Annotated in this window: 22 protein-coding genes and 1 pseudogene; 8 read left to right on the top strand and 15 right to left on the bottom strand. The window is 73.8% G+C overall.

Annotation, left to right across the window (positions count from 1 at the left end; translation table 11 throughout):
* The coding region (locus ACGF7U_RS16375) for an RrF2 family transcriptional regulator (protein ID WP_393107276.1) at positions 1 to 418 on the top strand (418 nt) is incomplete at its 5' end.
* Between the two features lie 16 nt (positions 419 to 434).
* Here ACGF7U_RS16375 and ACGF7U_RS16370 read toward each other — a convergent pair.
* From ACGF7U_RS16370 to ACGF7U_RS16350, 5 genes are all read right to left on the bottom strand, one after another.
* Positions 435 to 1,607 (bottom strand): zinc-dependent alcohol dehydrogenase, encoded by a 1,173-nt coding sequence (locus tag ACGF7U_RS16370; RefSeq protein ID WP_393107274.1) that lies wholly within the window; start codon positions 1,605 to 1,607, stop codon positions 435 to 437.
* Positions 1,608 to 1,631: 24 nt separating this feature from the next.
* Entirely contained in the window at positions 1,632 to 2,585 is a 954-nt protein-coding gene (locus ACGF7U_RS16365) for an SRPBCC family protein (RefSeq protein WP_393107272.1), read from the bottom strand.
* 320 nt (positions 2,586 to 2,905) lie between these two features.
* Entirely contained in the window at positions 2,906 to 4,474 is a 1,569-nt protein-coding gene (locus ACGF7U_RS16360) for a polysaccharide lyase family 1 protein (RefSeq protein ID WP_393107270.1), read from the bottom strand.
* A gap of 351 nt (positions 4,475 to 4,825) precedes the next feature.
* Positions 4,826 to 5,377, bottom strand: a complete 552-nt coding sequence (locus tag ACGF7U_RS16355) for a YciI family protein (protein ID WP_393107268.1) — start codon at positions 5,375 to 5,377, stop codon at positions 4,826 to 4,828.
* Positions 5,378 to 5,473: 96 nt separating this feature from the next.
* Positions 5,474 to 6,457 carry a trypsin-like serine peptidase gene (locus ACGF7U_RS16350; protein WP_393107266.1) on the bottom strand — a complete coding sequence of 328 codons (984 nt, stop codon included), beginning with the start codon at positions 6,455 to 6,457 and terminating at the stop codon, positions 5,474 to 5,476.
* A gap of 492 nt (positions 6,458 to 6,949) precedes the next feature.
* Between ACGF7U_RS16350 and ACGF7U_RS16345 the strand changes: the two genes are divergently transcribed.
* Positions 6,950 to 7,798, top strand: a complete 849-nt coding sequence (locus ACGF7U_RS16345) for a CHAP domain-containing protein (protein WP_393107264.1) — start codon at positions 6,950 to 6,952, stop codon at positions 7,796 to 7,798.
* A gap of 82 nt (positions 7,799 to 7,880) precedes the next feature.
* Here the strand turns inward: ACGF7U_RS16345 and ACGF7U_RS16340 are convergent, their stop codons facing one another.
* Positions 7,881 to 8,009 carry a hypothetical protein gene (locus ACGF7U_RS16340; protein ID WP_393107262.1) on the bottom strand — a complete coding sequence of 43 codons (129 nt, stop codon included), beginning with the start codon at positions 8,007 to 8,009 and terminating at the stop codon, positions 7,881 to 7,883.
* 153 nt (positions 8,010 to 8,162) lie between these two features.
* On the opposite strand from ACGF7U_RS16340, the gene ACGF7U_RS16335 reads away from it, so the two are divergent.
* Complete coding sequence (locus ACGF7U_RS16335) at positions 8,163 to 9,038, top strand: alpha/beta fold hydrolase (RefSeq protein WP_393107260.1); 876 nt, start codon at positions 8,163 to 8,165, stop codon at positions 9,036 to 9,038.
* A 116-nt stretch (positions 9,039 to 9,154) separates the two neighbouring features.
* On the opposite strand, the gene treZ is transcribed toward ACGF7U_RS16335, so the two are convergent.
* From treZ to glgX, 3 genes are read right to left on the bottom strand one after another with little or no spacing between them, the layout of a single operon-like run.
* Complete coding sequence (gene treZ / locus ACGF7U_RS16330) at positions 9,155 to 10,888, bottom strand: malto-oligosyltrehalose trehalohydrolase (protein WP_393107258.1); 1,734 nt, start codon at positions 10,886 to 10,888, stop codon at positions 9,155 to 9,157.
* A complete protein-coding gene (gene treY, locus ACGF7U_RS16325; RefSeq protein ID WP_393107256.1) occupies positions 10,885 to 13,209 on the bottom strand; it encodes a malto-oligosyltrehalose synthase in 2,325 nt (774 codons plus the stop codon). Before treY ends, treZ begins: the two co-directional genes overlap by 4 nt.
* A gap of 1 nt (position 13,210) precedes the next feature.
* On the bottom strand, positions 13,211 to 15,328 hold the full coding sequence (glgX, locus tag ACGF7U_RS16320) for a glycogen debranching protein GlgX (protein WP_393107254.1): 2,118 nt from the start codon (positions 15,326 to 15,328) through the stop codon (positions 13,211 to 13,213).
* Between the two features lie 335 nt (positions 15,329 to 15,663).
* Here glgX and ACGF7U_RS16315 point away from each other — a divergent pair, with 335 nt between their 5' ends.
* Positions 15,664 to 17,067, top strand: coding sequence for a glycosyltransferase family 4 protein (locus ACGF7U_RS16315; protein ID WP_393107252.1), 1,404 nt, complete (start codon positions 15,664 to 15,666; stop codon positions 17,065 to 17,067).
* A 166-nt stretch (positions 17,068 to 17,233) separates the two neighbouring features.
* On the opposite strand, the gene ACGF7U_RS16310 is transcribed toward ACGF7U_RS16315, so the two are convergent.
* The 4 genes from ACGF7U_RS16310 to ACGF7U_RS16295 all read right to left on the bottom strand — a co-directional run bounded on the left by ACGF7U_RS16310 (position 17,234) and on the right by ACGF7U_RS16295 (position 22,361).
* Positions 17,234 to 18,517: a citrate synthase gene (locus ACGF7U_RS16310; RefSeq protein ID WP_393107250.1), complete on the bottom strand. Its 1,284-nt coding sequence runs from the start codon at positions 18,515 to 18,517 to the stop codon at positions 17,234 to 17,236.
* 233 nt (positions 18,518 to 18,750) lie between these two features.
* On the bottom strand, positions 18,751 to 20,787 hold the full coding sequence (locus tag ACGF7U_RS16305; RefSeq protein ID WP_393107248.1) for a sulfatase-like hydrolase/transferase: 2,037 nt from the start codon (positions 20,785 to 20,787) through the stop codon (positions 18,751 to 18,753).
* Complete coding sequence (locus ACGF7U_RS16300) at positions 20,780 to 22,204, bottom strand: class I SAM-dependent methyltransferase (RefSeq protein ID WP_393107246.1); 1,425 nt, start codon at positions 22,202 to 22,204, stop codon at positions 20,780 to 20,782. The genes ACGF7U_RS16305 and ACGF7U_RS16300 overlap by 8 nt, the downstream gene beginning before the upstream one ends.
* 7 nt (positions 22,205 to 22,211) lie before the next feature.
* A complete protein-coding gene (locus ACGF7U_RS16295; RefSeq protein ID WP_393107243.1) occupies positions 22,212 to 22,361 on the bottom strand; it encodes a hypothetical protein in 150 nt (49 codons plus the stop codon).
* A gap of 190 nt (positions 22,362 to 22,551) precedes the next feature.
* Between ACGF7U_RS16295 and ACGF7U_RS16290 the strand changes: the two genes are divergently transcribed.
* Complete coding sequence (locus tag ACGF7U_RS16290) at positions 22,552 to 22,947, top strand: VOC family protein (protein WP_393107241.1); 396 nt, start codon at positions 22,552 to 22,554, stop codon at positions 22,945 to 22,947.
* An 89-nt stretch (positions 22,948 to 23,036) separates the two neighbouring features.
* Here the strand turns inward: ACGF7U_RS16290 and ACGF7U_RS16285 are convergent.
* Positions 23,037 to 23,722: pseudogene (locus tag ACGF7U_RS16285) on the bottom strand (helix-turn-helix domain-containing protein).
* A gap of 37 nt (positions 23,723 to 23,759) precedes the next feature.
* On the opposite strand from ACGF7U_RS16285, the gene ACGF7U_RS16280 reads away from it, so the two are divergent.
* On the top strand, positions 23,760 to 24,614 hold the full coding sequence (locus ACGF7U_RS16280; RefSeq protein ID WP_393107239.1) for an arginase family protein: 855 nt from the start codon (positions 23,760 to 23,762) through the stop codon (positions 24,612 to 24,614).
* Positions 24,615 to 24,850: 236 nt separating this feature from the next.
* Here the strand turns inward: ACGF7U_RS16280 and ACGF7U_RS16275 are convergent, their stop codons facing one another.
* Entirely contained in the window at positions 24,851 to 25,084 is a 234-nt protein-coding gene (locus ACGF7U_RS16275) for a hypothetical protein (protein WP_393107237.1), read from the bottom strand.
* Positions 25,085 to 25,263: 179 nt separating this feature from the next.
* On the opposite strand from ACGF7U_RS16275, the gene ACGF7U_RS16270 reads away from it, so the two are divergent.
* A complete protein-coding gene (locus ACGF7U_RS16270; RefSeq protein WP_393107235.1) occupies positions 25,264 to 26,205 on the top strand; it encodes a serine/threonine-protein kinase in 942 nt (313 codons plus the stop codon).
* A 122-nt stretch (positions 26,206 to 26,327) separates the two neighbouring features.
* Positions 26,328 to 26,756: an OsmC family protein gene (locus ACGF7U_RS16265; RefSeq protein ID WP_393107233.1), complete on the top strand. Its 429-nt coding sequence runs from the start codon at positions 26,328 to 26,330 to the stop codon at positions 26,754 to 26,756.
* The last annotated feature ends 81 nt before the right edge of the window (positions 26,757 to 26,837 follow it).

Genomic DNA, 26,837 nt, shown 5'->3' with positions numbered 1-26,837 from the left:
CGGGGCGCGCCCCGCCGGGGGGCCCCCCCCCCCCCCCCCGGGGGGGGGGGGCCCGGGGGGGGGGGGGGGGGGGGGGGGGGGGCGCCCCCCCCCCCCGCCACCGGTCCGGCTCGCCCGCAAGCCCGCGGAGATCACGCTGTTGCAGATCGTCGAGGCGGTCGACGGCCCGTCGTCACCGTACGAGTGCCGTGAGATCCGCCAGCAGGGGCGCGGCGCGCTGCCGGCCGAGGATTGCCGGAACGCCTGCATCCTCGCCGCGAAGATGACTGACGCGCACGACGCGTGGCGGCGCAGCCTGGCCGGGGTCTCCCTCGCCGACATCCTCGGCGAGCTGCCGGCGTGGGCACCGGAGCGCACCCGCTCGCTGCTCACCGGCGCGAGGGACGCCGGGAGCGGTCGGCGGGGCACGCCCCGCTGACCCGCGCCGCCCGGCGTCACACCTTGAGCAGCACCTTGGTGCAGTCGTTCTGCTTCTTCTGGAAGATCTTGTAGCCCTTGGCCGCGTCCTTCAGCGGCATCCGGTGGCTGATGATGAAGCTGGGGTCGATCTCCCCGCGGCGGATGCGCTCCAGCAGCGGGCGGGTGTAGCGCTGGACGTGGCACTGCCCGGTACGCATGACCAGCGACCGGTTCATGAACGCGCCCATCGGGAACTTGTCGACGAAGCCCCCGTACGCGCCGACCACGGAGACCACCCCGCCGCTGCGGCAGGCCAGGATCGCCTCACGCAGCGCGAAGGGCCGTTCCGTCTCCACCCGGGCCGCCTGCTTCGCCCGGTCGTATGCGTACACGGCGGTGTTGCCGTGGTGCCCCTCCAGGCCGACCGCGTCGATGCAGGCGTCCGGCCCGCGACCGGCGGTCATCTCGTTGAGGGCGTCGAGCACGTCGGTGTGCTCGTAGTTGAGGGTCTCGGCGCCGGCGTGTTCCTCGGCCAGCCGCAGCCGGTACGGGTACCGGTCGATGACGATCACCCGCTCGGCGCCGAGCAGCCGGGCGCTGGCGGCGGCGAGCAGCCCGACGGGACCGGCGCCCCAGACGGCGACCACGTCACCGTGCTTGATGTCGCACATCTCGGCGCCCATGTAGCCGGTCGGGAAGACGTCGGCGAGCATCACCGCCTGCTCGTCGGGGACCTCGTCGGGCACCTTGATCGGCCCGACGTCGGCGAACGGCACCCGGGCGTACTCGGCCTGGCCACCGGCGTAGCCGCCGAGCAGGTGGGAGTAGCCGAAGATGCCGGCCGGCGAGTGGCCCATGATCTTCTCGGCGACGCCGGCGTTGGGGTTGGAGTTCTCGCAGACCGAGTAGAGGCCGCGCTGGCACGAGGTGCAGTGCCCGCAGGCGATGGGGAACGGCACCACCACCCGGTCGCCGACGCGCAGGTTGCGCACCTGCGGGCCGACCTCGACCACCTCGCCCATGAACTCGTGGCCGAGGATGTCGCCCTTGCGCATGGCCGGGATGTAGCCGTGGTAGAGGTGCAGGTCGGAGCCGCAGATGGCGGTGGAGGTGATCCGCACGATGGCGTCGCGGGCGTTCATGATGGTCGGGTCGGGCACGTCGACGACCTTGACGCTGTCCTTGCCCATCCACGCGGTGGCCTTCATCGTCTGTCCTTTCGTGCCGGGGGTTCAGCGACGGGCCGCGGGCAGCGGCTGGGCCGGGCGCTGCATGAGCTGTTGGCGTACGGAGATGCCGTCCGGGCTGCCCTCGGAGCGGACCACCTCGCCGGTCTCCACGACCTGCTTGAACCGGCGCAGGTCGTCGCGGACCTGCTGCTCGGGCTCCTCGCCGAAGAGCTTCGCCACGGCCCGGCCGAGCGCGCCGGCCGGCGGGGCGTAGCGCAGCTGCACCCGGACCTCGGTCCCCCGGTCGCCGGGCGCGGGCACGAACCGGACCCGGCCGGCATTGGGCACCCGGGCGCCGGGCAGCGACCGCCAGCCGAGCGAGCGGTTCGGCTGGTCCTCGACGATCTCCGCGTCCCACTCGATCCGGCGGCCCGCCGGGCCGCGGGCGGTCCAGTGCGACCGGCGCAGATCCTCGGCGCGCACCGACTCCAGGTGGGACATGAAGCGGGGCAGGTTCTCCACGTCGCGCCAGAACCGGTACGCCTCCGCCGGGGACCGGTTGACGGTGACCCCGAGGTCCATCCGGATCACCCGCCGCCCGGCCCGCCGCGGGCGGACATGGCGTACGGCGGTGACCAGGTCGACGGCGGCGATGCCGGCGATCACGGCGGTGGTGAGGCCGACCCGGCGGCGGCGCTCGCCGCACCGGTCCGCCCAGGCCCGGCCGAGCAGGGCGAGGTCCGCCGCGTCCCCGGCCACCCGGGTCCACGTCCAGCCGGCCGGCCGGCGACCGCCGATCAGGCCGGCGGCGTGGACCAGCTCGCGGGCCCCCACGGCCGGGATCACCGTGCGCGCGACGGGCGAGTCGTCCACACCCGCCAGTCGGGCCAGCGGCCCGGGCGCGGCGATCGCGCCCACGCCGAGCGCCAGGCTGAGCCAGCCCAGCGCCCGGGGTGACGGCGCGGCCGGCTCCGGCCCGTCCAGTTCCGGCAGCAACACCTCGTCGGACCTGTACACGGTCGGCCTCCTCGGCTCGGCATCGGCAGGCCACCCCCGGTCGGAGCGGGCGGCCGGCGGTGGAAACCGCCACCGTGACGCTATGCCCCCGAATTGGCCCATGAACCCCGAATCGAGACAGAACCCGTTGAAGGGCACGACGCCGTGCCGCCGACGGCCCGTTGGATCCTGGACGTGGGGCGGGGACCGTCGCGGCTCACGGCCCCCGCCCGTCGACGGGATCAGTCGCGGGTGGCGGTCCCGCCTTCGTCCACGTCGGGCGGCCTGTTGCGGCGCGGTGCTCCGAAACGGCCGTTCCCGGACCGACGTCGGGACCGCCGCTACGCGGCGTAGGTCTCGAACTCGGCGACCCTCGGCGTGCCGGTCGAGCCGGTGACGTCGAAGGTGATCTTGCTCAGCGAGGTCGCCGGGAAGGTGATCACGCCCGCTCCGCTGCCGGAGGCCAGGACGGCGCCGGTGTCGTGATTGACGAGCCGCCAGGACCCGATGTTGCCGACGGCACCCGCCTCCTCGCGGATGACGACCCTGGACACCCTGGTGGCGGAACCCCACTTGATCGAGATCTGGCCGGTCGAGCCGGCCGGCGACCAGTAGGTGCTCATGTTGCCGTCCCGGACGTTGCCGTAGCTCGTTCCGTCGGCCTTGCTGGAGCCGTCGGAGCCGGCCCCGATGCTCAGGTTGGGCCCGCCGGGCTGGGTCGGCGTCGGCGTGGGGCTGGTGGGCGTCGGGCCGGGGCTGGTGGGGGTCGGCCCGGGGCTGGTCGACGTCGGTGCCGGCGTCTGCGGCGAGCAGTTGCCGTCCGACTCCCGCAGGCCCGTGTTGGCGCCCGCCGTCTGGCGGACGACGTCCGGCACGCAGGCGGCCCCGTCGAGGGTGTAGGCGTACGGGATGCTGACGGTGGTGTTGGACTGCGGGTTGGGGCCGGCCGGGTAGTTGTCGGTGCCGGGGCTCGACCAGGTCACGTTGTCGAAGACGTTGCCGGCGACCTGCCAGTAGCCGCGCTCGCTGGTGTAGAAGGTGCCAAGGACGTCCTTGGAGTTGCGGAAGTAGTTGTTCTCCACCTTGGCCTGCCCGCCGGCGCGGGAGTTGATGCCGGACTCGCGGATGCTCACGTAGTGGTTGTTGTAGATGTGCGCGATACCGCCGCGCAGCAGGGGCGTACGGGAGTCGATGTTCTCGTACAGGTTGTGGTGGAACGTGACGAAGCCGTTCGAGCGGTCGCTCTCACTGGACCCGATGAGCCCGCCCCGGCCGGAGTTGCGCAGGATGCTGTAGGACAGGGTCACGTACTGGGTGTTGTCCTTCATGTCGAAGAGGCCGTCGAACCCCTCCGACTCCCCGCCCGAGGCCTCCAGGGTGACGTGGTCGACCCAGACGTTGCGGACGTTGCTCTCCATGCCGATGGCGTCACCACCGTTGGACGTGGGTGAGCCCGACTTCTTGACGTTCCGGACGGTCACGTTCCGGATGATGATGTTGCTGGCCTCGCGGATGTGGATGCCCAACTGGTCGAAGACGGCTCCGCTGCCGACCCCGATGATCGTGACGTTGCTGATCTGCTTGAGCTCGATCACCCCGTCGGCGGTGCTGCAGCTTCCGCCCGACACCTTGCTGGTGTTGCCGTGGTTGATGGTGCCCGTGACCTCGATGACGATCGGGGTGCTGCTGCTGGCCCGACCGCAGAGGGCCGCGTGGATCGCGGTCCCCGTGGTGGCCCGCACCGTCTGTCCGCCCGCCCCACCGGTGGTCCCACCGTTGCGCGTCGCGTAGCCGGTGGCGGAGCCGGCCGCCGCCGACGCCTGGTGCATCGGCAGCGCCACCACGATCGCGGCCCCGACGGCCGCCGTGGCCAGCGCCGCCTGGAGTCGCAGTGCGACTGGTCGTCTCATCCTCGCCTCACCTTCGACTTCGAATGCTGGGGGCGCCGTTCTGATCCCGGCCTCGTCGGCGCCGATCACACATGCCTGGAAAGCGCTTTCCACGACCGAGGATAGGGAGACGTCGATTAATCTGGCAAGGATGCGTCCGGGTTGCGGGTGAATGTCCGACCCGATGCGCGACTCTCCGACGGCCGCCGACCGACGGTGCGCGACGCCGTCCGCGCGCCTGGGCGGGCTCCCCCACGAGCCACGCCCCACCCGGAAAGTGGCCTCCCGACGCGGGCGGCCACTTTTTCCGGAGTGCGCCGAGCTCGCCCCCGGCACCACGATCGTGCCGGGCTCGGCGGATGGTGGCTCCGGTCAGGCCCGCCGACCGCCGAACGTCCAGAGGTGCACCTCGACGTCGGCGTACCGGTCAGGGGTCAGCAGCGCACGCGCCTTGTCCGGGCCCGCCGCCCTGACCAGCGCCGCCGTGCCCAGCCAGGCGTCGCCGTCGTCGGAGAGCAGTGGCCCGTACGCGATCAGGTCGTCCCGGTCGGCGGTCACGTCGAGGTCGGCGGCCTGCCCCGCGCCGAGACCGAGCACCAGGTACCCTTCTCCACCGGTCCGGCCGCCGGGGAAGTCCCACATCGTGCGTCCCAGCACGTTGTGCCAGCGGCGCAGCAGCACGTCGCGGTACGCGCCGGCCTGGTAGTTGGGCTCGTCGAAGGCGAACGCCCGGGCGGCGGCGGCATCGGGCAGGTCGACGATGTGCACGCTGCCGGTCGGCGTCTCCCCGTCGGGGGCGAAGGTCGGACCGCGGGCGATCAACTCGGCCGCGTACCGGTCCATGTAGGACCAGTGCGCCTCCAGCAACTCGGCGCGCAGTGCGAGGGAATTGCGCCGGTCACGGTGGTAGCAGAAGAATTCCATGCCGCACAGCATGGTCTTCACGCCGGGCGGCGCAAGTGGATAAGCGCGCGGGCAGAGCCCCGGCCAACCGGCCGGGGCTCTGCTGGTCATGTTTCTTTACGCCGGGGAGAGACCTTCCGCGAAGTCGTAGAGGCTCTTGATGTCGTTGTCGAAGTACGGACCGTCGAATTGGCCGTTGCCCGGATTGTCGCCGTGGCTCACGACGCTGTTGACGTATCCGAGGCCATTCTGGTCGTTGTACTCCTGGAGCCAGGGTCCGCCACTGGAGCCGTAGGTCATGTTGCACCACATCCGGATCTGCTGGCCGCCGGCGTGCCACGTGCCACTCTGGCAGTAGTACTGGCTCTCGCCGCCGCCGAGGTTCGACGGGTAGCCGAGGGCGGTCATCAGGGAGATGTTGTAGCCCCAGTTCCAGCGCAGTCCGTGGCCACCGACCGTCTCGACGACCTTCAGGCCCCAGTTACCACCGTTGTGCATGATGGCGATGGCCATGTCCTCGTCGTAGCTGCTGCTGTTGGTCCACGCGGTGCGGGCCGTGAGCTGGTAGGCCACGAACGTCCCGAAGGGCCGCGCCCCGTCGCGGTACCGCGGCACGAACTGCCAGTTGCTGTACCACTGCCCGCCGGCGCCCTGGTGCACGCAGTGACCGGCGGTCATGACCAGCCGGCGCTTGCCGCTGGCGACGGCGCTCGCCGAGCAGGAGGCGGTGCCGCCGCTCGGGGTGGTGAAGTAGACCTTGCCGACGACCGCCGACTCGTTGAGCTGGATGCCGACGTCGTCGCCGCCGGCGATGCGCGGCTGCGCCGGTGCGACCGTGCCCGCCGGACCGTCGGGCTTCGGCGCCCGGTTGGCCGACTCGCTGGCGCCCGGGCGCTTCGCGATGTCCAGGTCGACGGCGCTCGCCATCCGCTCCGCCGTCCAGAACGCGGCGACCTCCTTGGCGATCTTCTCGTTGGTGATCGCGCGGCCGTCACTGGTGCGGGCGGTGGTGGTGGTGTTGCCGTTCCTCTCGACCGTGGTCGGCTTCGCCTCGGCGGCGACCGGCCCGGTCACGACCAGCGCGAGCGCCATGCCGGCCATTGCGGACCAGCGTAGGGTTGGTTTCAAGAGTTGCCCCCTTTTCCTGGGTGCCCCATTCGGGCCACCGAAACGTATCGGCCGATCGCGCCGATAGCAATGGAGTGGAATGGCAGGTAATTGACACTGACCTTCTGCTGACCGAGAAGTGAGCAGCATGGCCGGTTGACAAAACGGGTCCAGCTCGAACAGATGCCTCGGTATTGCCGCGCAATTCCCAGCGCCGCGAATCCACGCTTCGACGCGAAGGCGCTCACGCTTGTCGACAGGTGGGAATTGCGATTTCAGCAACCATCCCATCCGCCCGCGAGCCGGTGACGGACCGCAGACGTGCCGGCCGACGCCGGCCAGCCGGTCCGGCCGACCAGCGTCGCCCTGCCGCGTCGGCCCTGGCCCCGCTCCACGGCGACGACGGGCGGCCGCACCGGCACATGCGAATTGATCAATGACTGTAGTGTGGGCCCGTCGTCACATACCCCCGGAAGGGAAGTGGACATGCCCAGGATCACCGTTCGCGTCCTCGGCGCCCTCGGCACGAGCGTGCTCGGCGCGACACTCGGCGTCCTGGCGGTCGCCGTGCCTGCTCAGGCGGCGTCCCGCGACGGAATCTGCGACACCGGCGAATTCTGCTACTACTACAACAGCGACCACGCGGGATCGATCTCCGACCACACCGGCTCACTGGCCGACTACGGCTCGACGCAGCCGGACTGCTACGAGTTCAAGGGCGCCGGCAGCGGCCAGGGCCTGTGCATCAAGAACAACGCCGCCTCCGCGTGGAACCGCACCGGCAGCACCGTGCGGGTCTACTACAACAGCGACTACAACGGCTCCTACGCCTACCAGGACTTCGCGCCCGGGGCGAAGACCAACCTGAACGCCACGTTGAAGAACAACAACGCCTCCCACCAGCTGCTTGCCGCGGGCGGGACGACCTATCCGGCCTTGGACGACTACCCGTACAAGGGCCAGAGCACGGGCGTCGACCCGTGGAACTTCTACAAGGGGCAGTGCACCAGCTTCGCCGCCTGGGCGCTGCGCAGCCGGGTCGGTGTGCCCTTCCACAACCAGTACCTGGGTCAGCCGGCGTGGGGTAACGCCAAGGAGTGGGTCGCCGCCGCCGGACGCGCCGGAGTGCCGGTCTACAACAGCCCGAAGGCCGGCGACATCGCGGTCCGCCTCGGTGGCACCTACGGTCACGTCGCCTTCGTCACCCGGGTGAACTCCAACGGCACCTTTGAGGTCGACGAGTACAACTACGTCTCGGCCGACAAGTACAGCCACCGGACGGTGTCGGTGGGAACGCTCAACAGCCAGTTCTCCAAGTTCATCCGCTTCAAGTGACCTGCCGCCTCGCCTGAGGGTCGCGGGCACGCCGGCCCACCGGGGCGGGCGTGCCCGCCGTGCGGGCGAACGACGGTCCGCCTCACCGGGTCGGGCCGACCAGCGTCGCCAGGCCCGCCGCGCCGCCCGGCGCCGGCCCCCGGGCGACCTCGGCGATCACCGTACGCACCAGCGGCCGGCACCGGACCCGGCGGATCTCGACGTGGCGCACTGCTGCACCAACCTCGCGCTACCGGGGCTGAGCCACGGCAGCCCCGGCGGAGAACTCCCCACCGCGGGCCCTGACGTCCGGGCGGCAATCGAGGCAGGTGGGGGTTCCTCCCCCGCGCCCGATCTGTCGCCCGTCGGTCGTAGGCTCGCCGGCATGACAACGATGGAGACCCGCACCCTCGCCGTGCCCGGCGCCGACCTGGTCTACGACGTACGCGGTCCGCTGTCGGCCCCCGGCGGTCACCGCACACTGCTCATGGTCGGCCAGCCGATGACAGCGGAGGGCTTCGGCGCACTCGCCGCCCACTTCACCGACCGGGCGGTCGTCACCTACGACCCGCGCGGCCTGGGCCGCAGCGTCCGCACCGACGGCCGCTCCGACCACACCCCGCAGCAGCAGGCGGCCGACCTGCACCTCCTGGTCGAGGCGCTCGGCGCCGGCCCGGTCGACGTGTTCGCCAGCAGCGGCGGCGCGGTGACCGCGCTCGAACTGGTCGCGTCCCACCCCGGCGACGTGGCCACGCTGGTGGCGCACGAGCCGCCGATCAACGCGGTGCTCCCCGACGCCGAGGCCGCCGAGCGCGCCCGGGCCGGCTTCCACGAGGCGTACCAGGCGGGAGGCACGGGCGCCGGCATGGCCGCCTTCATCGCGATGACGTCCTGGCAGGGCGAGTTCACCGCCGCCTACTTCGCCCAGCCCGCGCCCGACCCCGCGGCGTTCGGCCTGCCGACCGACGACGACGGCTCCCGCGACGACCCGCTGCTGTCGAAGGCCTCCTGGGCGATCACGGACTACCGCCCCGACGCGGCGGCGCTCACCGCGGCACCGACCCGGATCCTGATCGCGGTCGGCGAGGAGACGGCGGGGACGTACACCGCGCGCACGGCCGTCGGCATGGCGGCACTGCTCGGCCAGGAGGCCGTGGTGTTCCCGAGCCACCACGGCGGCTTCCTCGGCGGCGAGCACGGCTACGCGGGCAAGCCCGCCGAGTTCGCGGCGAAGCTGCGCGAGGTGCTGGACGCCGGCTGACCGCCGGCGGCGGAGACGGCGGCGGAGACGGCGGCGGAGACGGCGGCGGAGACGGCGGCGGAGACGGCGGCGGAGACGGCGGCGGAGACGGCGGCGGAGACGGCGGCGGGCGGCGCTCAGAGCGCCACGATCGCCGCCGTCTCCGCCGGCAGTTGGATCCGGTCCCGCATCACCGTGACGCCCTCGCCGGTGGCCAGCAGCACCCGCCGCACCACCCCCGGCAACGAGATGCCCTGCCCCCGAGCCGCCAGGTTCGCCACCACCAGGCACTCGCCCCGGCGCATCACCAGGAACTGGTCGCCGTGGCGGACGTCGACGGCGTGCAGCCGCGGGTCGGACAGGTCGGGCCGGCTCTTGCGCAGCGCGATGAGCCGCCGGTGGAACTCGTACATCTCGCGGTGTTCCGGCTTGTCCAGCTCCGCCCAGTCGAGGCGGGAGCGGACGAAGGTCTGCGGGTCCTGCGGGTCCGGCACCTCCCCCTCCGGCCAGCCGTGCGCGGCGAACTCCCGCCTCCGGCCGGTCGCCACGGCGGTGGCGAGTTCCGGCTCGGGGTGGCTGGTGAAGAACTGCCACGGGGTGCTGGCCGCCCACTCCTCCCCCATGAACAGCATCGGCGTGAACGGCGCGGTGAACAGCAGGGTCGCCCCGACCCGCAGCAGCGCCGGGGAGAGGCTGGCGGAGATCCGGTCGCCGGTGGCCCGGTTGCCGATCTGGTCGTGGTTCTGCAGGTACGCCACGAAGCGGTGGCCCGGCGTGCGCTGCCGGTCCACGGGCCGCCCGTGGTGGCGGTTGCGGAAGCTGGACCAGGTGCCGGCGTGGAAGAAGCCGCCGGTGAGCACCTCGGTGAGGCATTCGAGGGAGCCGAAGTCGCCGTAGTAGCCCTGCCGCTCGCCGGTGAGCAGGGTGTGCAGGGCGTGGTGGGCGTCGTCGTTCCACTGGGCGTGCAGGCCGTAGCCGCCGGCTTCCCGTGGGGTGATCAGCCGGGGGTCGTTGAGGTCGGACTCGGCGATCAGCGACAGCGGCCGGCCGAGGTGGGTGGAGAGCGCCTCGACCTCCACCGCGACCTCCTCCAGCAGGTGGGTGGCGCGGCTGTCGGGCATGGCGTGCACGGCGTCGAGCCGCAGCCCGTCGACGTGGTAGTCGCGCAGCCACATCAGCACGCTGTCGACGATGTAGCGGCGCACGCCGTCGGAGTGCGGGCCGTCGAGGTTGACCGTGCGGCCCCAGGTGTTGCTCTGCTCGGTGAGGTACGGCGCGAACATCGGCGCGTAGGCCCCGGAGGGCCCGAAATGGTTGTAGACGACGTCGAGGATCACCCCCAGACCCTTGGCGTGGGCGGCGTCGACCAGCCGTTTCAGGCCGTCCGGGCCGCCGTAGGGCTGGTGCGGGGCATACCAGCAGACGCCGTCGTAGCCCCAGTTGTGTTCGCCGTTGAAGGCGTTGACCGGGAGCAGCTCGATCATGTCGACGCCGAGGTCTACCAGGTGGTCGAGGCGGCCGATGGCGGCGTCGAAGGTGCCCTCCGGGGTGAAGGTGCCCACGTGCAGCTCGTAGAGGACGCTGCCGGGCAGTTGCCGGCCGGTCCAGGCGTGGTCGGTCCACTCGAACGCCGCGTGGTCGTAGAGCCGGCTCGGCCCGTGCACCCCCGCCGGCTGCCAGGCCGACCGGGGGTCGGGCAGCGCCCGCCCGTCGTCGTCGAGGAGGAAGGCGTAGTCGGTGCCGGGGCCGGCGCCGGGCACCTCGACCCGCCACCAGCCGCCGGGGCCGGAGCGCATCTCGTGGTCGGCGACGCCGGGCAGGCGCAGCCGGACCCGGGCGGCCTCCGGCGCCCACACCGTGAACTCGGTCATGACGCAGCCTCCACGGACTCGTTGGTGGGAGCCAGCAGCGCGACGGGGTAGGTGGCCAGCAGGTCGGCCAGAGGGGTCTCCCCGCCACTGTAGACCCGGCCCGTGAACAGGTCCGTCATCTCGTGAACGGGAAGTGACACGATCGTGTCGCCCCAGCCGCCGGCGCGGACCAGGCCGAGCGGCAGCCGGGTGGCGACCGCGACCGCGCCGCCCCGGTCGAAGGCCACCGCGTGCCGGCCGGCGGGCCCGTGCGCCGGCACCGGCCGGTAGCTGGTGAACAGGTCGAGGCGGTCGCGGCGCAGCCGCAGCGTCCGCGACAGCACCAGCAGCTTCGCCGCGCCGCTCGCGTCCACCGGCGGGAGCGGGCCGCCGTCGAGGTCGGCCAGGAGCTGTCGGCGTACGGCGAAGTCGACCGGGCGGCGGTTGTCGGGGTCGACGAGGGAGTTGTCCCACAGCTCGGTGCCCTGGTAGGTGTCGGGCACCCCGGGCATGGCGAGCTGCACCAGCTTCTGCCCCAGCGAGTTGGACCAGCCGGCCGGGGCGATCTCGGCGGCGAAGGCGGTCAGCTCGGCGTGCAGCTCGGGGTCGTCGTACATCGCGTCGACCACCTCGTGCACGGCCCGCTCGAAGGCGGGGTCGGGGTCGGCCCAGCTCGTCGACACCGACGCCTCCCGGGCGGCCTTCTCGGCGTACGCGTGCAGCCGCTCCCGCTCGATCGGCCAGGCGCCGACGACGGTCTGCCAGAGCAGGTGCGCGAAGGCGGGGTCGGGCAGCGGCGCCCGCGCCGTCCACCGGGTGACGAGGTCGGCCCAGCGTCCGGGCAGCTCGCTGAGCACGGCCAGCCGGGCCCGGACGTCCTCGGAGCGCTTCGTGTCGTGGGTCGACAGGGTGGTCATGCTCGCCGGCCAGCGCACCTGCCGGGCGGCGGCGAAGCGGTGGAACTCCGCCGCCGGCACGCCGAAGTGGGCCGGGCTGCCGCCGACCTCGTTGAGCGCGACGAAGCGGCTCCAGCGGTAGAACGCGGTGTCCTCCACGCCCTTGGCCATCACCGCCCCGGTGAACTGCGGGAAGCGCTTCGCCAGCTCGTCGTCCGGGTCGCGCAGGCGGCGGGTGAGCGCGTCCAGGGCGGCGGTCAGGTCCGGGCGGCGGCGACCGGCCTCGGCGCGGGCGGCGGCCAGGTGCCGGGCACCCTCGGGCGGGTAGCCCCGGTAGACGGCGAAGGCGGCGGCCAGCTCGGCCAGCGCCGCCCGGGCCGCCTCGCGGTCGACCTCGGGGGCGAGCGCGGCCAGCCGGGTCAGCTCGGCTGACAGCAGCCGGGTGGCGGCGGCGATCTTGGTGTCGTGGGTGAGGTCCTGCCAGGAGGTGTGCCGGCCGACGAGGTGGGTGTCCAGGGCGGTGAAGTCGCCCTCGGCGTCGGGGTCGACGAAGAGCCCGCAGACGGCGGCGAGCGCGTCGTAGCCGGTGGTGCCGTCCACCGGCCAGGCCGGCAGCTCCTCGCCGTACTCCAGGATCTTCTCCACCACCAGCCACGCGGTGGGGGCGGCGGCGCGCAACCGGGCCAGGTAGGCGGCCGGGTCGCGCAGCCCGTCGGGGTGGTCGACGCGGATGCCGTCGACCTCGCCGTCGGCCGCCCAGCGCAGCACCAGCTCGTGGGTGGCGGCGAAGACCGCCGGGTCCTCGACCCGCAGCCCGGCCAGGTCGGAGACGGCGAAGAACCGGCGGTACGTCAGCTCGGCGTCGCCGCGTCGCCAGGAGACCAGCTCGTAGTGCTGCCGGTCGTGCACCTCCCGGGGGTTGCCGTCGCCGGTGCCGTCGGCGACCGGGAAGCGGTGCTCGTGGTAGCGCAGCTCCCCGTCGGCGAGCTTGAGGTCGTCGAGGGCGTCCGGGGCGTCGGCCAGCACCGGCAGCAGCAGCCGACCCCGGTCCCAGTCGATGTCGAACCAGCCGGCGTACGCCGAGTCGCGGCCCCGGCGCAGCACGTCCCACCAGGCGGGGTTGGCGGCGGGCACGGCCACCCCGGCGTGGTTGGGCACGATGTCCACGACCAGGCCGAGGCCGGCCGCCCGCAGGGCGCGCAGCAGCCGCCGCCGGCCGGCCTCGCCGCCCAGCTCCGGGTTGACCGCCCGGTGGTCGACCACGTCGTAGCCGTGCGCGGAACCGGGGCTGGCGGTCAGCAGCGGCGCGCTGTAGAGGTGGGTGACGCCCAGGTCGGCCAGGTAGTCGGCGAGGCCCGCGGTGGCGTCCAGATCGAAGCCGGGACGGATCTGCACCCGGTAGGTGGCGCCGACCCGGGGGGCGCCCGGCGCGGGGGTGGTCGACATGTCAGGCCGTCCTCTCCAGCACCACCACGCACCGGTCCGGCACGCCGAGGACGCCGCCGGCGTCGACCACCGTGGTCTTCTCCGGCTCCGGTTCCGCGGTGCTGATCACCAGTTCCCAGCGCTGACCGAACTCGGGGCCGGGCACGGTGAAGTCCAGCGGCGCGTCGTGGGCGTTGAAGCAGAGCAGGAAGGAGCTGTCGACGTGGCGCTGGCCGTACGGGCCGCGCTCGCGGATGCCCTCGCCGTTGACGAAGAGCGCGACCGACCGGCCGAAGTCGTTGCCCCAGTCCTCCCCGGTCATCTCCCGCCCGTCGGGGGTGTACCAGGCCAGGTCCGGCAGGGGCTCGTCGACCTCCCGGCCGCGCACGGCGAGGCCGGTGAAGAACCGGCGGCGACGGAACACCTGGTGCCGGCGGCGGAACGCGACCAGCTTGCGGGTGAACTCCAGCAGGTCGGCGTCGGCGTTGTCCCAGTCGACCCAGGCCAGCTCACTGTCCTGGCAGTACGCGTTGTTGTTGCCGCGCTGGGTGCGGCCCAGCTCGTCACCGTGGCCGATCATCGGCACGCCCTGCGAGAGCACCAGGGTGGCCAGGAAGTTGCGGCGCTGCCGGGCCCGCAGGGCGCGCACCGCCTCGTCGTCGGTGTCGCCCTCGACCCCGCAGTTCCACGACCGGTTGTGGCTCTCGCCGTCGCGATTCTCCTCCCCGTTGGCCTCGTTGTGCTTGTCGTTGTACGACACCAGGTCGGTCAGGGTGAACCCGTCGTGGCAGGTGACGAAGTTGATGCTGTGGAACGGGCGGCGCCCGTCGTCCTGGTAGAGGTCGGCGGAGCCGGAGATGCGGGAGGCGAACTCGGCCAGGGTGGCCGGCTCGCCGCGCCAGAAGTCACGCACGGTGTCGCGGTACTTGCCGTTCCACTCGGTCCACACGGGCGGGAAGTTGCCCACCTGGTAGCCGCCGGGGCCGACGTCCCAGGGCTCGGCGATCAGCTTCACCTGGCTGACCACCGGGTCCTGCTGCACCACCTCGAAGAAGGTGGAGAGGCGGTCGACCTCGTAGAACTCGCGGGCCAGGGTGGCGGCGAGGTCGAAGCGGAAGCCGTCGACGTGCATCTCCTGCACCCAGTAGCGCAGCGAATCCATGATCAGCTGGAGCGAGTGCGGGCTGCGCACGTTGAGGCTGTTGCCGGTGCCGGTGTAGTCGACGTAGTAGCGGCGGTCGGACTCGCTCAGCCGGTAGTAGCTGGGGTTGTCGACGCCCTTGAAGCTCAGCGTCGGGCCGAGGTGGTTGCCCTCGGCGGTGTGGTTGTAGACCACGTCGAGGATGACCTCGATGCCGGCGGCGTGCAGCGCCTTGACCATGCCCCGGAACTCCTGCACCTGCTGGCCGAGGCGGCCCAGGGCCGAGTAGCCGTGGTGCGGGGCGAAGAAGCCGATGGTGTTGTAGCCCCAGTAGTTGCGCAGGCCCAGGTCGGCCAGTCGGTGGTCGTGCACGAACTGGTGCACCGGCATCAGCTCGATGGCGGTCACCCCGAGCTTCGTGAGGTGTTCGATCATCGGCGGGGAGGCGAGGCCCGCGTACGTGCCGCGCAGTTCCTCGGGGATGTCGGGGTGGCGCATGGTCAGGCCGCGCACGTGCGCCTCGTAGATCACCGAGTGGTGGTACGGGGTGCGCGGGGGCTTGTCGTTGCCCCAGTCGAAGTACGGGTTGACGACGACCGACTTGGGCATGAACGCGGCCGAGTCCGCGGTGTTGATCCGCTGCGGGTCGTCGTGCTCGTAGTCGTAGACCGCCGGATCCCACCGCACGTCGCCGTCGATGGCCTTGGCGTACGGGTCGAGCAGCAGCTTCGCCGGGTTGCAGCGCAGCCCGTTCGCGGGGTCGTACGGCCCGTGCACGCGGTAGCCGTACCGCTGCCCCGGCTCGACGCCCGGGATGTACGCGTGCCAGACGTACGCGTCCACCTCCCGCAGCTCGACCCGCCGTTCCGTCCCGGTGTCCCACTCGTCGAACAGGCACAGCTCGATCCGCTCGGCCACCTCCGAGAAGATCGCGAAGTTGGTGCCCATCCCGTCGTAGGTGGCCCCCAGGGGGTACCGCTCACCCGGCCAGACCTGCATGTCGCTCCTCTAGTGCAAGATCATGAGCGCGCACCGCACCATGAGCGCACCACACGGCGGGGGCCGGCGGCGCGCGTGCCGGGTATTGCCCCGCCCGATCCGCCGCCAATCCACCCGTTCGGCCGACGACCGGAATCCGCCCGACTGAGGCGCTATGGACCTTCGGGTGTCCTCCGTCACCTTGGCCCTTTTCGAGATGCGGGATCGGGCGCGATGCCTTTTGCTTGTTCGCGGGACGCGCACGCGCGTCGTCAGCTCGGCCCGTCGGCCACCCCAACCACTGTTCCGCCGTCATCGTCGCCGGCGCGTTCCACCATGCATGGACGGAGATTGATGTGACCACCCTGCGGGTCGGCGAGCAGACCGCCACCGCCGCGGGCCGGGTCCACCGGCCCACCCTCACCTCCCGGCCCCAGGTCCCGGCGCAGACCGGGCCGGGCACGCCCCCGCAGACCCGCCGCATCCTCATGCTCTCCTGGGAGTACCCGCCGGTGCTGGTCGGTGGCCTCGGCCGGCACGTGCACGCCCTGTCGGTGGCCCTGGCCGACGCCGGGCACGAGGTCACCGTCGTCACCCGCCACGCCGACGGCGCACCCCTGGAGGAGTACGCCGACGGCGTCCGCATCGTCCGCGCCGCCGAGGACCCCGTCACCTTCCCCCTGGCCACCTCCTCGCTGCTGGCCTGGACCATGGCCTTCAACCACACCCTCACCCGCGCCGCCCTGCGCGCCACCGAGGCCGGCACCTACGACGTCATCCACGCCCACGACTGGCTCGTCGCCCACACCGCCATGACCCTGCGCGAACACCTCGACATCCCCCTGGTCAGCACCATCCACGCCACCGAGGCCGGCCGACACCAGGGCTGGCTGCCCGAGGAGATGAACCGCACCATCCACGGCGTCGAACACTGGCTCGCCGGCGAGTCCGGCCGCGTCATCGTCTGCTCGGGATACATGCGCGACGAGGTCACCGGGCTGTTCGGCGTGCCGGCCGGCCGGGTCGACGTGGTGCCCAACGGCGTCGAGCCGCACCGCTGGCGGGCGCCGGCGGCCGCGGTCGCCGAGGCCCGGGCGCGGTTCGCCGGCGACGGGCCGCTGGTCACCTTCGCCGGTCGGCTCGTCTACGAAAAGGGCGTGCAGCACCTGCTCGCCGGCCTCCCCCGGCTGCGCGAGCGGCACCCCGGGCTGCGCGCGGTCATCGTCGGCGACGGGCCGTACCGCGCCGAGTTGGAGGCCGAGGTGCACCGCCTCGGCCTGGCCGGCACGGTGAGCCTTCCCGGCTTCCTGGGCGGCACCGCCCTGCCCGCGGTGATGGCCGCCTCCGACTGCTTCGCGGTGCCGAGCATCTACGAGCCGTTCGGCATGGTCGCCCTGGAGGGCGCCGCCGCCGGCGCGCCCCTGGCCGTCGCCGCGACCGGCGGGCTGGCCGAGATCGTCGAGCCGGGCGTCACCGGGATGACCTTCCGGCCGCACGACCCGGACGGGCTGACCGACGCCGTGCACGCCCTGCTGTCGGACCGGGAGCGGGCCCGCGAGCTGGCCCGGAGGGCCCGCGCCATGGTTTACGAGCGGTACGGCTGGGCGGCGATCGCGCAGCGCACGGCGGCCGCCTACGCGGCGGCGATCGCCGGCGGGCCCGCCTTCACCGCCGAGCGGGCGGCGCAGCGGATGGCCCAGGGCCGCGTCCTGCCGCCGATCGCCGACGGCAACCTGCTGGCCGCCGCCGGCCTGCGCTGACCGGCACGAACTCTCGGGTGAGCCGGGCCTGCCACGCCTCGGGGCGCGGCGGGCCTCGGCTCGCCTGGACTTCGGGTCGCGGTCGCGGTGGCCGTCGCCGGGCCGGACGGACGACAGGCCGCCGACCCACACGGGGTCGACGGCCTGTTCGGCTGCGTGGCGGAGGTCAGCGCTCGGAGGACGGGGTGTACGCCCGCTCCGGGGAGCCGGTGTAGATCTGGCGCGGACGGCCGATCTTGGTCTCCGGGTCGTTGATCATCTCCCGCCACTGGGCGATCCAGCCGGGGAGCCGGCCCAGCGCGAAGAGCACCGTGAACATCTTGGTCGGGAAACCCATGGCCTTGTAGATCAGGCCGGTGTAGAAGTCCACGTTCGGGTAGAGCTTGCGGGAGACGAAGAAGTCGTCGGCGAGCGCGATCTCCTCCAGCTGCATGGCGAGGTCCAGCAGCGGATCCGGCTTGGCCATCCGGCCGAGCACGTCCTGGGCCGCCTTCTTCACGATCGCCGCGCGCGGGTCGTAGTTCTTGTAGACCCGGTGGCCGAAGCCCATCAGCTTCACGCCGTCCTGCTTGTCCTTCACCTTGCGGACGAAGGACGCGACGTCGCCGCCGTCGGCCTGGATCTTCTCCAGCATCTCCAGCACGGCCTGGTTGGCGCCGCCGTGCAGCGGGCCGAAGAGCGCGTTCACGCCGGCCGAGACCGAGGCGAAGAGGTTGGCGTTGCTGGAGCCGACCAGCCGCACGGTCGAGGTGGAGCAGTTCTGCTCGTGGTCGGCGTGCAGGATGAACAGCATGTCCAGCACCTTGGCCATCACCGGGTCGACCTCGTACGGCTCCGCCGGCACGCCGAAGATCATCCGCAGGAAGTTCTCCACGTAGCCCAGCGAGTTGTCCGGGTACAGCAACGGCTGGCCGATCGACTTCTTGTAGGCGTACGAGGCGATGGTGGGGACCTTCGCCATCAGCCGGACCGTGGACATCTCCACGTGCGAGGAGTCGAACGGGTCCAGGCTGTCCTGGTAGAAGGTCGAGATGGCGCTCACGGCCGAGGAGAGGACGGCCATCGGGTGCGCGTCGCGGGGGAAGCCGTCGAAGAACCGGCGCATCTCCTCGTGCAGCAGCGAGTGCCGCCGGATCCGCTCGCTGAACTCGGTCAGCTGCTGCTGGGTGGGCAGCTCACCGTAGATCAGCAGGTAGGAGACCTCCAGGAACGAGGACTTCTCCGCAAGCTGCTCGATCGGGTAACCGCGGTAACGCAGGATCCCCGCGTCGCCGTCGATGTAGGTGATCGCGGACGAGCAGGCCGCGGTGTTGACGAAGCCGGGATCGTAGGTCGTCATCCCGGTTTCCTTGAGCAGCTTGCCCACCCCGATGCCGGCGGGGCCCTCGACCGCGGATTGCACCGGCATCGAAAGCTGCCCACCGGGGTGATCGAGCTTGACTTCCGTCATGTGTCCCTCGCTTCGCCGGCAGATCTGCGTTGAATTGCCTTCGCTTTTACCGTAATCGCGGTCGCGGGGATACCGCCCGCCGTGGTTCGGCGGTGAGGCATGCGTCACCCGATTCCCGACCAGCGGGCCGGGAAACCCCCTCGATTCCGGGCACGGCGGAGCCGCCCGTGGCCGTGTGGGCGTGGGAACGCTACCGGTGGGCCGGGCGCGGGGCGCGGGCGGCCCGCGGCGGCTCAGGACAGGTCGAGGCGGCGCAGGGTCCCGTCGGCGGCGACCCGGTAGACGTCCAGGCGGTTCGCGCCGGCGCGGAAGAGCCGGTCGTCGTCGAGCAGGGCGGCGAAGCGGCGACCGCCGGCGTCCCGGCCGACCACCGGGACGACCGCCCCGACCCGGCCGTTGACCGCGACCGCCAGCAGCGTGCCGTCGGGCACCTCGTCCGGCAGGTCGCCCCAGACCGCCGCCGGCAGCCGCCCGGTGTCCGGGTCGACGGCCCGGAACGCGGACAGGGCCGCCACCCGGGCGGTGCCGCCGCTCGGGCGGTCGCCGACGGCGGTGCCCACGAGCGAATGCGGCGCGGGCGGCGCGGGCGGGGCCGGCACGCCGCCGGGGATCGGGGTCGGTTCGCCCGGGCGGTCGTAGAAGACCTTGCCCGGCTCGGCGCGTGGCGCCTGGCGGGCGGACCGGCCGTCGACCCGCCAGGGCAGCCGGATGGCCGCCTCGTCGGCGATGGTGGGCAGCAGGTCGACGTGCTGCCAGTTCCGGTCGTCGACCCGCCCCGCACGCTGCCCGGGGGTCTTGACGAAGGTCGGCACCCAGGCGACCTCGCCCGGGGCGGCCCGGAGGGCGTCCATGCCGCGGCCCTGCGCGCCCTTGGTGAAGCTGACACCGTGGTCGGCGGTGACCACCAGCAGAGCCTCGTCGTAGAGGCCGCGGGCCCGCAGGGTGCGCAGGGTCTCCCCGATCAGCCGGTCGGTGTAGCCGAGCTGCGCGAGGTGGCGCCGCCGGGCCAGGTCCACCCAGCCGTCGCCGTCGTTCGGCAGGTCCGCCGGGGCGTCGTAGCGCGCCCCCGACGGCAGGTACGCCCACGGCGAGTGCGGCATCAGCAGGTGCAGGAAGTGCAGCGCGGGGCGGGACGCCGGCCGCAGCCCCGCCAGGAAACTGGTGAACCGGGCCGGCTGGTTGGCGTTCAGGCTGTCCCAGCGGAACTTCGGGTCCGCCGGCACCGGTTCGGCGTCGTCGATGCCCGCCTCGGCGCGGGTGCGTTCCCGGTAGGAGTCCTCCGGGTCGGCGTGGCTGTCCACCGGGGCGGCGAGCTGGCGCAGCAGCCCGCCGGTCTCCCGGACCAGCACGCCCATCCCCTGCTCCGGGGTGATCGGCGACTCGCAGCGGCTGGGCGGGCAGAGCCGGGTGATGCTCTCCTCGGCGCGGATGTCGTAGAGGCCGCCGAAGGCGGTGAAGAGGTTGTCCGGATACTGGGAGTAGTGCGGGGCCGCCTCGCGCTGCGGGTACCGGCCGGTGAGCATCGCCGGCAGCGCGTAGGGCGTCCACCCGCCGACCCCGGTGGCGTTGCGGTACCAGGTGGAGCCGGCGGCCAGCTCGGCGAAGTGCGGGAAGCGGGTGGCGTCGATCCGCCCGTCCGGGCCGAGCAGGGAGACCAGCGGCAGCTCGTCGAGGATCAGCAGCACCACCGGCGGGTGGTTGCCGGGCCCGGCCGCCCCGGCCGCGCCGCCCTCGCCGCGCGGCAGCACCACCGTCGAGGTCGGCGAGGCGAACAGGAACAGCCCCACGAACAGCAGCGGGCCGGCCGCGGCCAGCCGCAGCACCCGCCCGGGCGCGCGCCACCGCCGGTGCGCGGCCGCCCCGGCGGCGCCGGCCACCGCCGCCACCAGCAGCAGCGGTACGCCCCGCAGCGGCGTCGCGTGCCGGCCGACCTGCACGGCCAGGGCGGCGAGCAGCAGCCCGACCAGCAGGGTGTGCGTCGCGGACCGGGCGGTCCGCCCGGCCAGCCGGGACAGCGCGGCGAGCAGCGCCACGGCGGCCGTGGGCGCCAGCGTGACCAGCGCGACCAGCAGCAGGATCTCCCGCCGGTCCGCGCGGTGGAACAGGAAGAAGTCGGGGCTGCGGCCGAGGACGTCCAGCAGCGGCTGGGTCACCACGAGCCCGACCAGGCCGGCCACCTCCGCGAGCCGGCCGAGTTCCGCGCGCCGGTCGGCCGGGGTGACGGCCGGCGGCCGGGGCGGATCGGCCGGGCTGCGGGCCGGCTCAGCCACCCGCGACCGCCGCGTAGAGGGTCCGGGTGCCCGAGGGCAGGTCGAGGCGGCGCGTGATCCGGCAGCGGCCGGCCAACAGCCGCTCGAACTCCGCGCGGCGGTAGTCCGGAAAGAGGCCCTCGGGCTTGTTGGCGAGCAGCCGGCGGGCCATCGGGTCCTCGGGGTGGACGAACTCCACCACGATCCGGGCGCCGGGGGCGGCGAGGCCGACGAGCCAGTCCAGCACCTCGGGCAGCGGCACGTTGCGCCCGATCGCCAGGTGGTGCACCACGGCCAGGGCGAGCACCGTGTCCGCCCGGGCACGGCCGGCGAACGAGGCGCGCTCGACGCCCCGCCAGCCGCCGCCGGGGGACGGGTCGGCGAGGTCCATCACCAGCGGCAGGATCCGCCGCTCGCCCTCGGCGCGCAGCGCGCGGTAGAGCCCGTCGACCACGGCGGGGTCCTGCTCCACCGCGACGACGTAGTCGGCGTGCCGGGCGGCGAGGCGGGCGTACCGGCCGTCGTTGGCGCCGAGGTCGAGCGCCAGACGGGGGCGCGGCGGGCCGGCCAGCGCCTCGGCGACGAAGCGTTCCTTCGCGGCCCGGTCCTCGGCCGTGTACGCGCAGGTGCGCTGGTAGTCGACCCAGTGGCTGGCGGTGGGGCGGTGCTCCAGCCGCCGCACGAGCTTCTCGATCCCCCGCACGGTGGCCAGCGCCAACTCCCGGGAGTAGCCGGCCGCCCGCAGCTGCGACCGGACGTCGGCGGTGCTGGCGCGGGCGTTGCGGCGCTGCATCGCGTCGTGCAGGTGCACGTGGCTGGGCACGCCGGGCAGCAGCCGGCGGGCCCCGCCGAAGAGCCGGCGCATCTGGTCGGGCTCGATGCCGTCGACCCGGGCCCGCAGCCAGGGCTGGAAGTCCAGCCCGAGGTGGGCGCCGAGCAGCAGCGGATAGAGCAGGGTCTGGCAGAACTGCCGGTACCCGGCCCAGGGCTCGCCGTCGCGTGCCGGGGTGAACGAGCCGACGTCGATGAAGACCGGCTCCGTCCCGCGCCACTGGAGGTTGTAGGCCGAGCCGTCCTTGGTGGTGAACCCGGCCGGCAGGGCCGCCCGCAGGATCTCCAGGTGCAGCAGCGCGGCGTCGCGCAGCATCGCGAAGGACCACTCGTACGGGTGGGAGACGAACGGGATGCGCTCGTGGCGGAGCACGGCGGCCCACCGGGCGGCCGAGGGCACCCGCGCCGGCTCGACCGGCTCGGTGCCGCAGACCTTGCCGGCGGCGAGCAGCGGCGGGAAGAAGTCGGTGGCGGCCAGCGCGCGCCACTCCCGGGCGGCCCGCTCGTCCAGCCCGCGCAGCACGTCGTCGCCGAGGTGGAAGACCCGGTTGGCCGGGTCGCGGAACGACCCGGGATCGGCGCGCAGGCCGGTGTGGGGAGTCGCCATGGCCGGGTCAGCGCTGGTCGGTGGGCTGACGGCGGAACTTGTCGACCAGCCGCCGCCAGTAGAGCTTGGCCGCCACGGCGGCGCCGGCCACCCCGCCGACCACCGCCTGCACGATCAGGCTGCCGGACCCCGCGTCCAGGTAGGCCAGGTGTTCCACCGACCGCTCCTTCCCTCGCCGTCTCGACACCGACGCACCCGACCACACCCGCTGAGGGATTTGACCGGAAAGTCGGACTTGTCTGACACCGTACGCCGATCGTCCCCGCCGTGAAGGCGACACCGGACCTTCCGTCCGGCGTCCGTTTCGTTCAAGACGCGCGGCCGGGGCGCCCCCTACCGTCGACGCCATGACTCCGACACTGGACCTCGTCGGCATGGTCAGCAGCGACCTGCCGCGCTCACTCGCCTTCTACCGCCGGCTCGGCCTCGACATCCCGGCGGAGGCCGACACCCAGCCGCACGTGGAGGTCGCCCTGCCGGGGGGCCTCCGGCTGGCCTGGGACACCGCCGACACCGTCCGCTCCTTCGACCCGGACTGGAAGCCCGGAGGCGGCGGCGGAGCCACGCTCGCCTTCCGGTGCGCCGACCCGGCCGAGGTGGACCGGCTCTACGCGGAACTGGTGGCCGAGGGCCACGAGGGCCACCTGCCCCCGTGGGACGCCTACTGGGGCCAGCGGTACGCGGTGGTGCTCGACCCGGACGGCAACGGCGTGGACCTGTTCGCCCCGCTCGCGCAGGGCTGAGCCGACCGCCCGCCGCGCGGCGCGGAGCCGGCCACCCGGGCGGCGCGTCGCTGCGCCGGGCCACCCGCTCGCGCGGCGCCGCTGCCCGCTCAGCGGGTCAACAGGACGGTCGGCGGCACCCCGGCCAGACCCCGCACGTCCCGGGTGAGGTGGGCCTGGTCGGCGTACCCGCAGCGGGCCGCGACCTCGGCCAGCGGCGTGCCCGCGCGGGCCAGCGCCAGGGCGCGGCGCATCCGCAGGATCCGGGCCAGGGTCTTCGGGCCGTACCCGAACAGGTGCCGGCTGCGGCGGTGCAGGGCGCGCGGGTGCAGGCCGACCTCGGCGGCGGTCGCGGCCACGGTGGCGCCCGCGGCCAGCGCGGCGGCGATCCGGACGCCCACCGGCTCCGGGCCCCCGACCGCCCGCAGCCGCCCCACGGCGACCTCCGTCAGCACGGCGGCCGGGGCGGCCTCGGCCCGCTCGGCCAGCCGGTCGACCTCCCGGTCGCCCCACAGGTCCGCCAGGGGGATCCGCCGGTCGCGCAGCTCGACGGCGGGCACGCCGAGCACCGCCGGCCCGACGCCGGGCGGCAGGCGCAGTCCCACCCACCGCTGCGCCGGCCCGCCGCCGCTCAGGTGCGCCGTGCGGTCCGGCCCGGCCACCAGCAGGCCCGAGCGGCTCGTCCAGAGCAGGTCGACGCAGCCGTCGGGAGCACCCTGGTCGGCGCGGCGCCCGCCCTCGTCGTGCTGCTCCAGAGCACCGCGCCGGCAAACCCGGCGGGACGTTCCCGGTACATGCCGCCCAGCCTGCCACGGTCGGGCTAGCCTCCGGTTGTGCGATGGTCGGTGCTGGACGCTCCGCTCGACTCCTCCGGTCGCGGCCGGGGCGAGCGGTGGGCGCCTGCGGCGCTGCGGTCGGCCGGGCTGCTGGGCCGGCTGGGCGCGGCGGACGCCGGCGCGGTCGACGCCCTGGTCACCGATCCGACCCGGGACCCGGACACCGGCGTGATCGGCGTCGACCAGGTGCGCCGCGCCGGCCGGGCGATCGCGGTCCGGGTGACGGAACTGCTCGGCACGGGACGGCACCCGCTGATCCTCGGCGGCGACTGCGCGATCCTGCCGGGCACGCTCCAGGGACTGCCGGCCGGCTTCGACCTGTGGTTCCTCGACGCCCACCTGGACTTCGAGGACGGGCGCACCTCGCCCACCGGCGAGGCGGCGGACATGGACCTGTCGATCGTCACCGACCACGGCCCGGCCGGCCTCCTGGACCGGGAGGGGCCGCTGGTCGATCCCGACCAGGTGCACGTGCTCGGCCACCGCGCGCCCGACCGGGACACCGCGGACGGGATGGAGGCCGTCCGGGTCGACCCGGCCGTGCACCGGGTGCCGGCCGACCGGCTGCGCGGGCCCGACGCGGCGGCGATGGGCCGGGCCCTGGCCGTCGGCACGACCCCGGCCTGGCTGCACATCGACCTCGACGTGCTCGACCCGCTCGTGCTGCCGGCGGTCAGCTACCCGGAGCCGGGCGGCCTGGACTGGGACGACCTGACGGCGCTGGCCGGGCCGCTGGTGCGCTCGGGCCGGCTGCTCGGGATGAGCGTCACGGACTTCAACGCCGACGAGGATCCCGACGGGCGCCACGCGGAGCGGATCGCGGCGGTCCTCGCCGAGTTGCTGTCCGACTGACCGGGTCGTCTGCCACACCCAGCACGCGGCCCACCAGATCGACCGCGCCGTTGGCGTGCGCCGGCTGCCCGGCCGGCGGTGACGGCGACCCGGCGCAACGGACGCGGGGTGGCCCGTACGACCAGCGCGGCCGGCGCCGCCGGCGGCCAGCGGCCCGGCGGGGGCACGTCGGCCGGCGCCGCGACCGTCCGCCAGACCCCGGCCCGCGGCGCCGGCCAGCGCGGGGCCGGGCGATCTCATTCGGTCATGCCCACCGGGTAGGTGTGCACGAAGCGCATCGTCCACGTGCCATCGCCGACCGGGTGCTCCCGCTCGTAGAGGTGGTCCGGGCCGCCCGGGCCGGCCGCCCCGGCCTCGTCGGGATGGCGCAGGACCCAGCGCGCCGGTGGGGAGCCGTCGGACTCGACGGGCAGCGCCCGGACCAGGTCGTGGGCCGGTCCGCCGACGAAGCGTACGGTCACCTCGCCCATCCCAGGCACCTCCCCCGCTCCCGGGCCGACAGCGGCCCCGGCTCGCAAGCTACCGCAGCCAGCGTCGGCACCGCCCGGATCCGGCCCCGGTTTGCCCTGATCGGAGGCCGGGTACCGGCAGCGGAGGACGACACGACGGGCGCGCCGGGACGGGCGGGACGGAAGACGAGGAGCGGTCGATGAGGACGCTGGACGGGCGGTACCGGCTCGAACAGCGCATCGGCATCGGCGGCATGTCGGAGGTCTGGCGGGCCCACGACGCGGTGCTGGACCGGCCGGTCGCGGTCAAGGTGATGTCCCCCGGGCAGGAGGGGCAGGACACCTCGGTCGAGCGGATCCGCGCCGAGGCGCGCTCCGCCGCCCGGCTGGTGCATCCGAACGTGGCCAGCGTGCACGACTTCGGCACCTGCTCGACGCTGCCCGGTGGGCAGGTGCCCTACATCGTGATGGAGTTGGCCGAGGGCGAGACGCTCGCGGCGCACCTGCGGGTCGGGCCGCTGGACTGGCGGATCGCCGTGCGGGTCTGCGCCGAGGTCAGCGCCGCGCTGGCCGCGGCCCACGCGCACGGCATCGTGCACCGCGACGTGAAGCCGGCGAACGTCATCCTCACCCCGTCCGGCGTCAAGGTGCTGGACTTCGGCATCGCCACCCCGTCGGGCACCCCGGACCGGTCGCCGGAAGGGATCGTGGTGGGCACGCCGGCGTACCTCGCGCCGGAGCAGTTGGAGCGGGCGCCCGCCACCCCGGCCGCCGACATGTACGCCCTCGGCGTGCTGCTCTACTACTGCCTGAGCGGGCGGCTGCCGTACCAGGCGGGCACCACGACACAGCTGCTCGGCGTGCGGCGGCGGCAGCCCCCGCAGCCGCTGCCGGAGATCGACGGGCTGCCCCCGGAGGTGGCCGACCTGTGCGCCCGCTGCCTGGCGGACGACCCGGCCGAGCGGCCGACCAGCCTGGTAGCCGCCCTGCTGCTGGCCGAGGCGGTGGACGCCCGGGTGTACGTGCCGATGCAGCAGCGGATGGCGCCCCGGCAGCGGGGCGGCGCCGTGTCCCCGTGGACCGCGCGGGCGGCGGCCGAGGTGACCCAGGCCGCGCCCCTGCCTCCCGCCCACGCCGGCTGAGCCGCCGGGCGGCCCGCGTCCCGTGCCGCCCGCCGGCGGCGCGCCCCCGCTCCGGCCGTCGGCTGCGGTTTCACGGCCCGGGGGCCGGGTAGCCGGGCCGGTGAGTGAACGGGAGGAACGCGATGCCGGAATCGAGCTCCTGGCTGAACGAGACGGCCACCGCGACCGCCGAGGGCGGCCACGTACGCACCGACGACGGGGGGCTCTCCACGGCCCTGGCGTCCCCGCTGGCACCGCACTGCTCGGGTCTGACCCCGGAGCAGTTGCTCGCCGCCGCCTTCGCGTCCTGCCTGCACCACGCGGCGGTGGAGGCGGCCGGTGAGATCACCGACGAGGCGCACACCGTGCAGGTGCGGGCCGAGGCGAAGCTCGGGCGCGACGACGACGGCCGGTACCGGGCCGACGTGCACGCCTCCATCTCGTCGGCCGGGCTGAGCCGCCAGCAGCTGGCCGAGCTGGTCGAGCACGCCGACCGGCTGTGGCCGTTCTCCAGCGGCGACGCCAGCCGGCACCGGCTCACCGTGACACCGGCGGAGAACGGCCGGCACTGACCGCCGGGCGATCGGCCCGGCCGCTGCGGACCGGCCAGGTCGGCGCACAGGACCGGCGGGCGGAGGGGCACTCCCCGCACG

The organism is Micromonospora sp. NPDC047670, from assembly GCF_043204915.1.
GTDB lineage: Bacteria > Actinomycetota > Actinomycetes > Mycobacteriales > Micromonosporaceae > Micromonospora.
The sequence above is the reverse complement of the archived record's forward strand: the minus strand, read 5'-3'. Positions and strand labels throughout refer to the sequence as shown.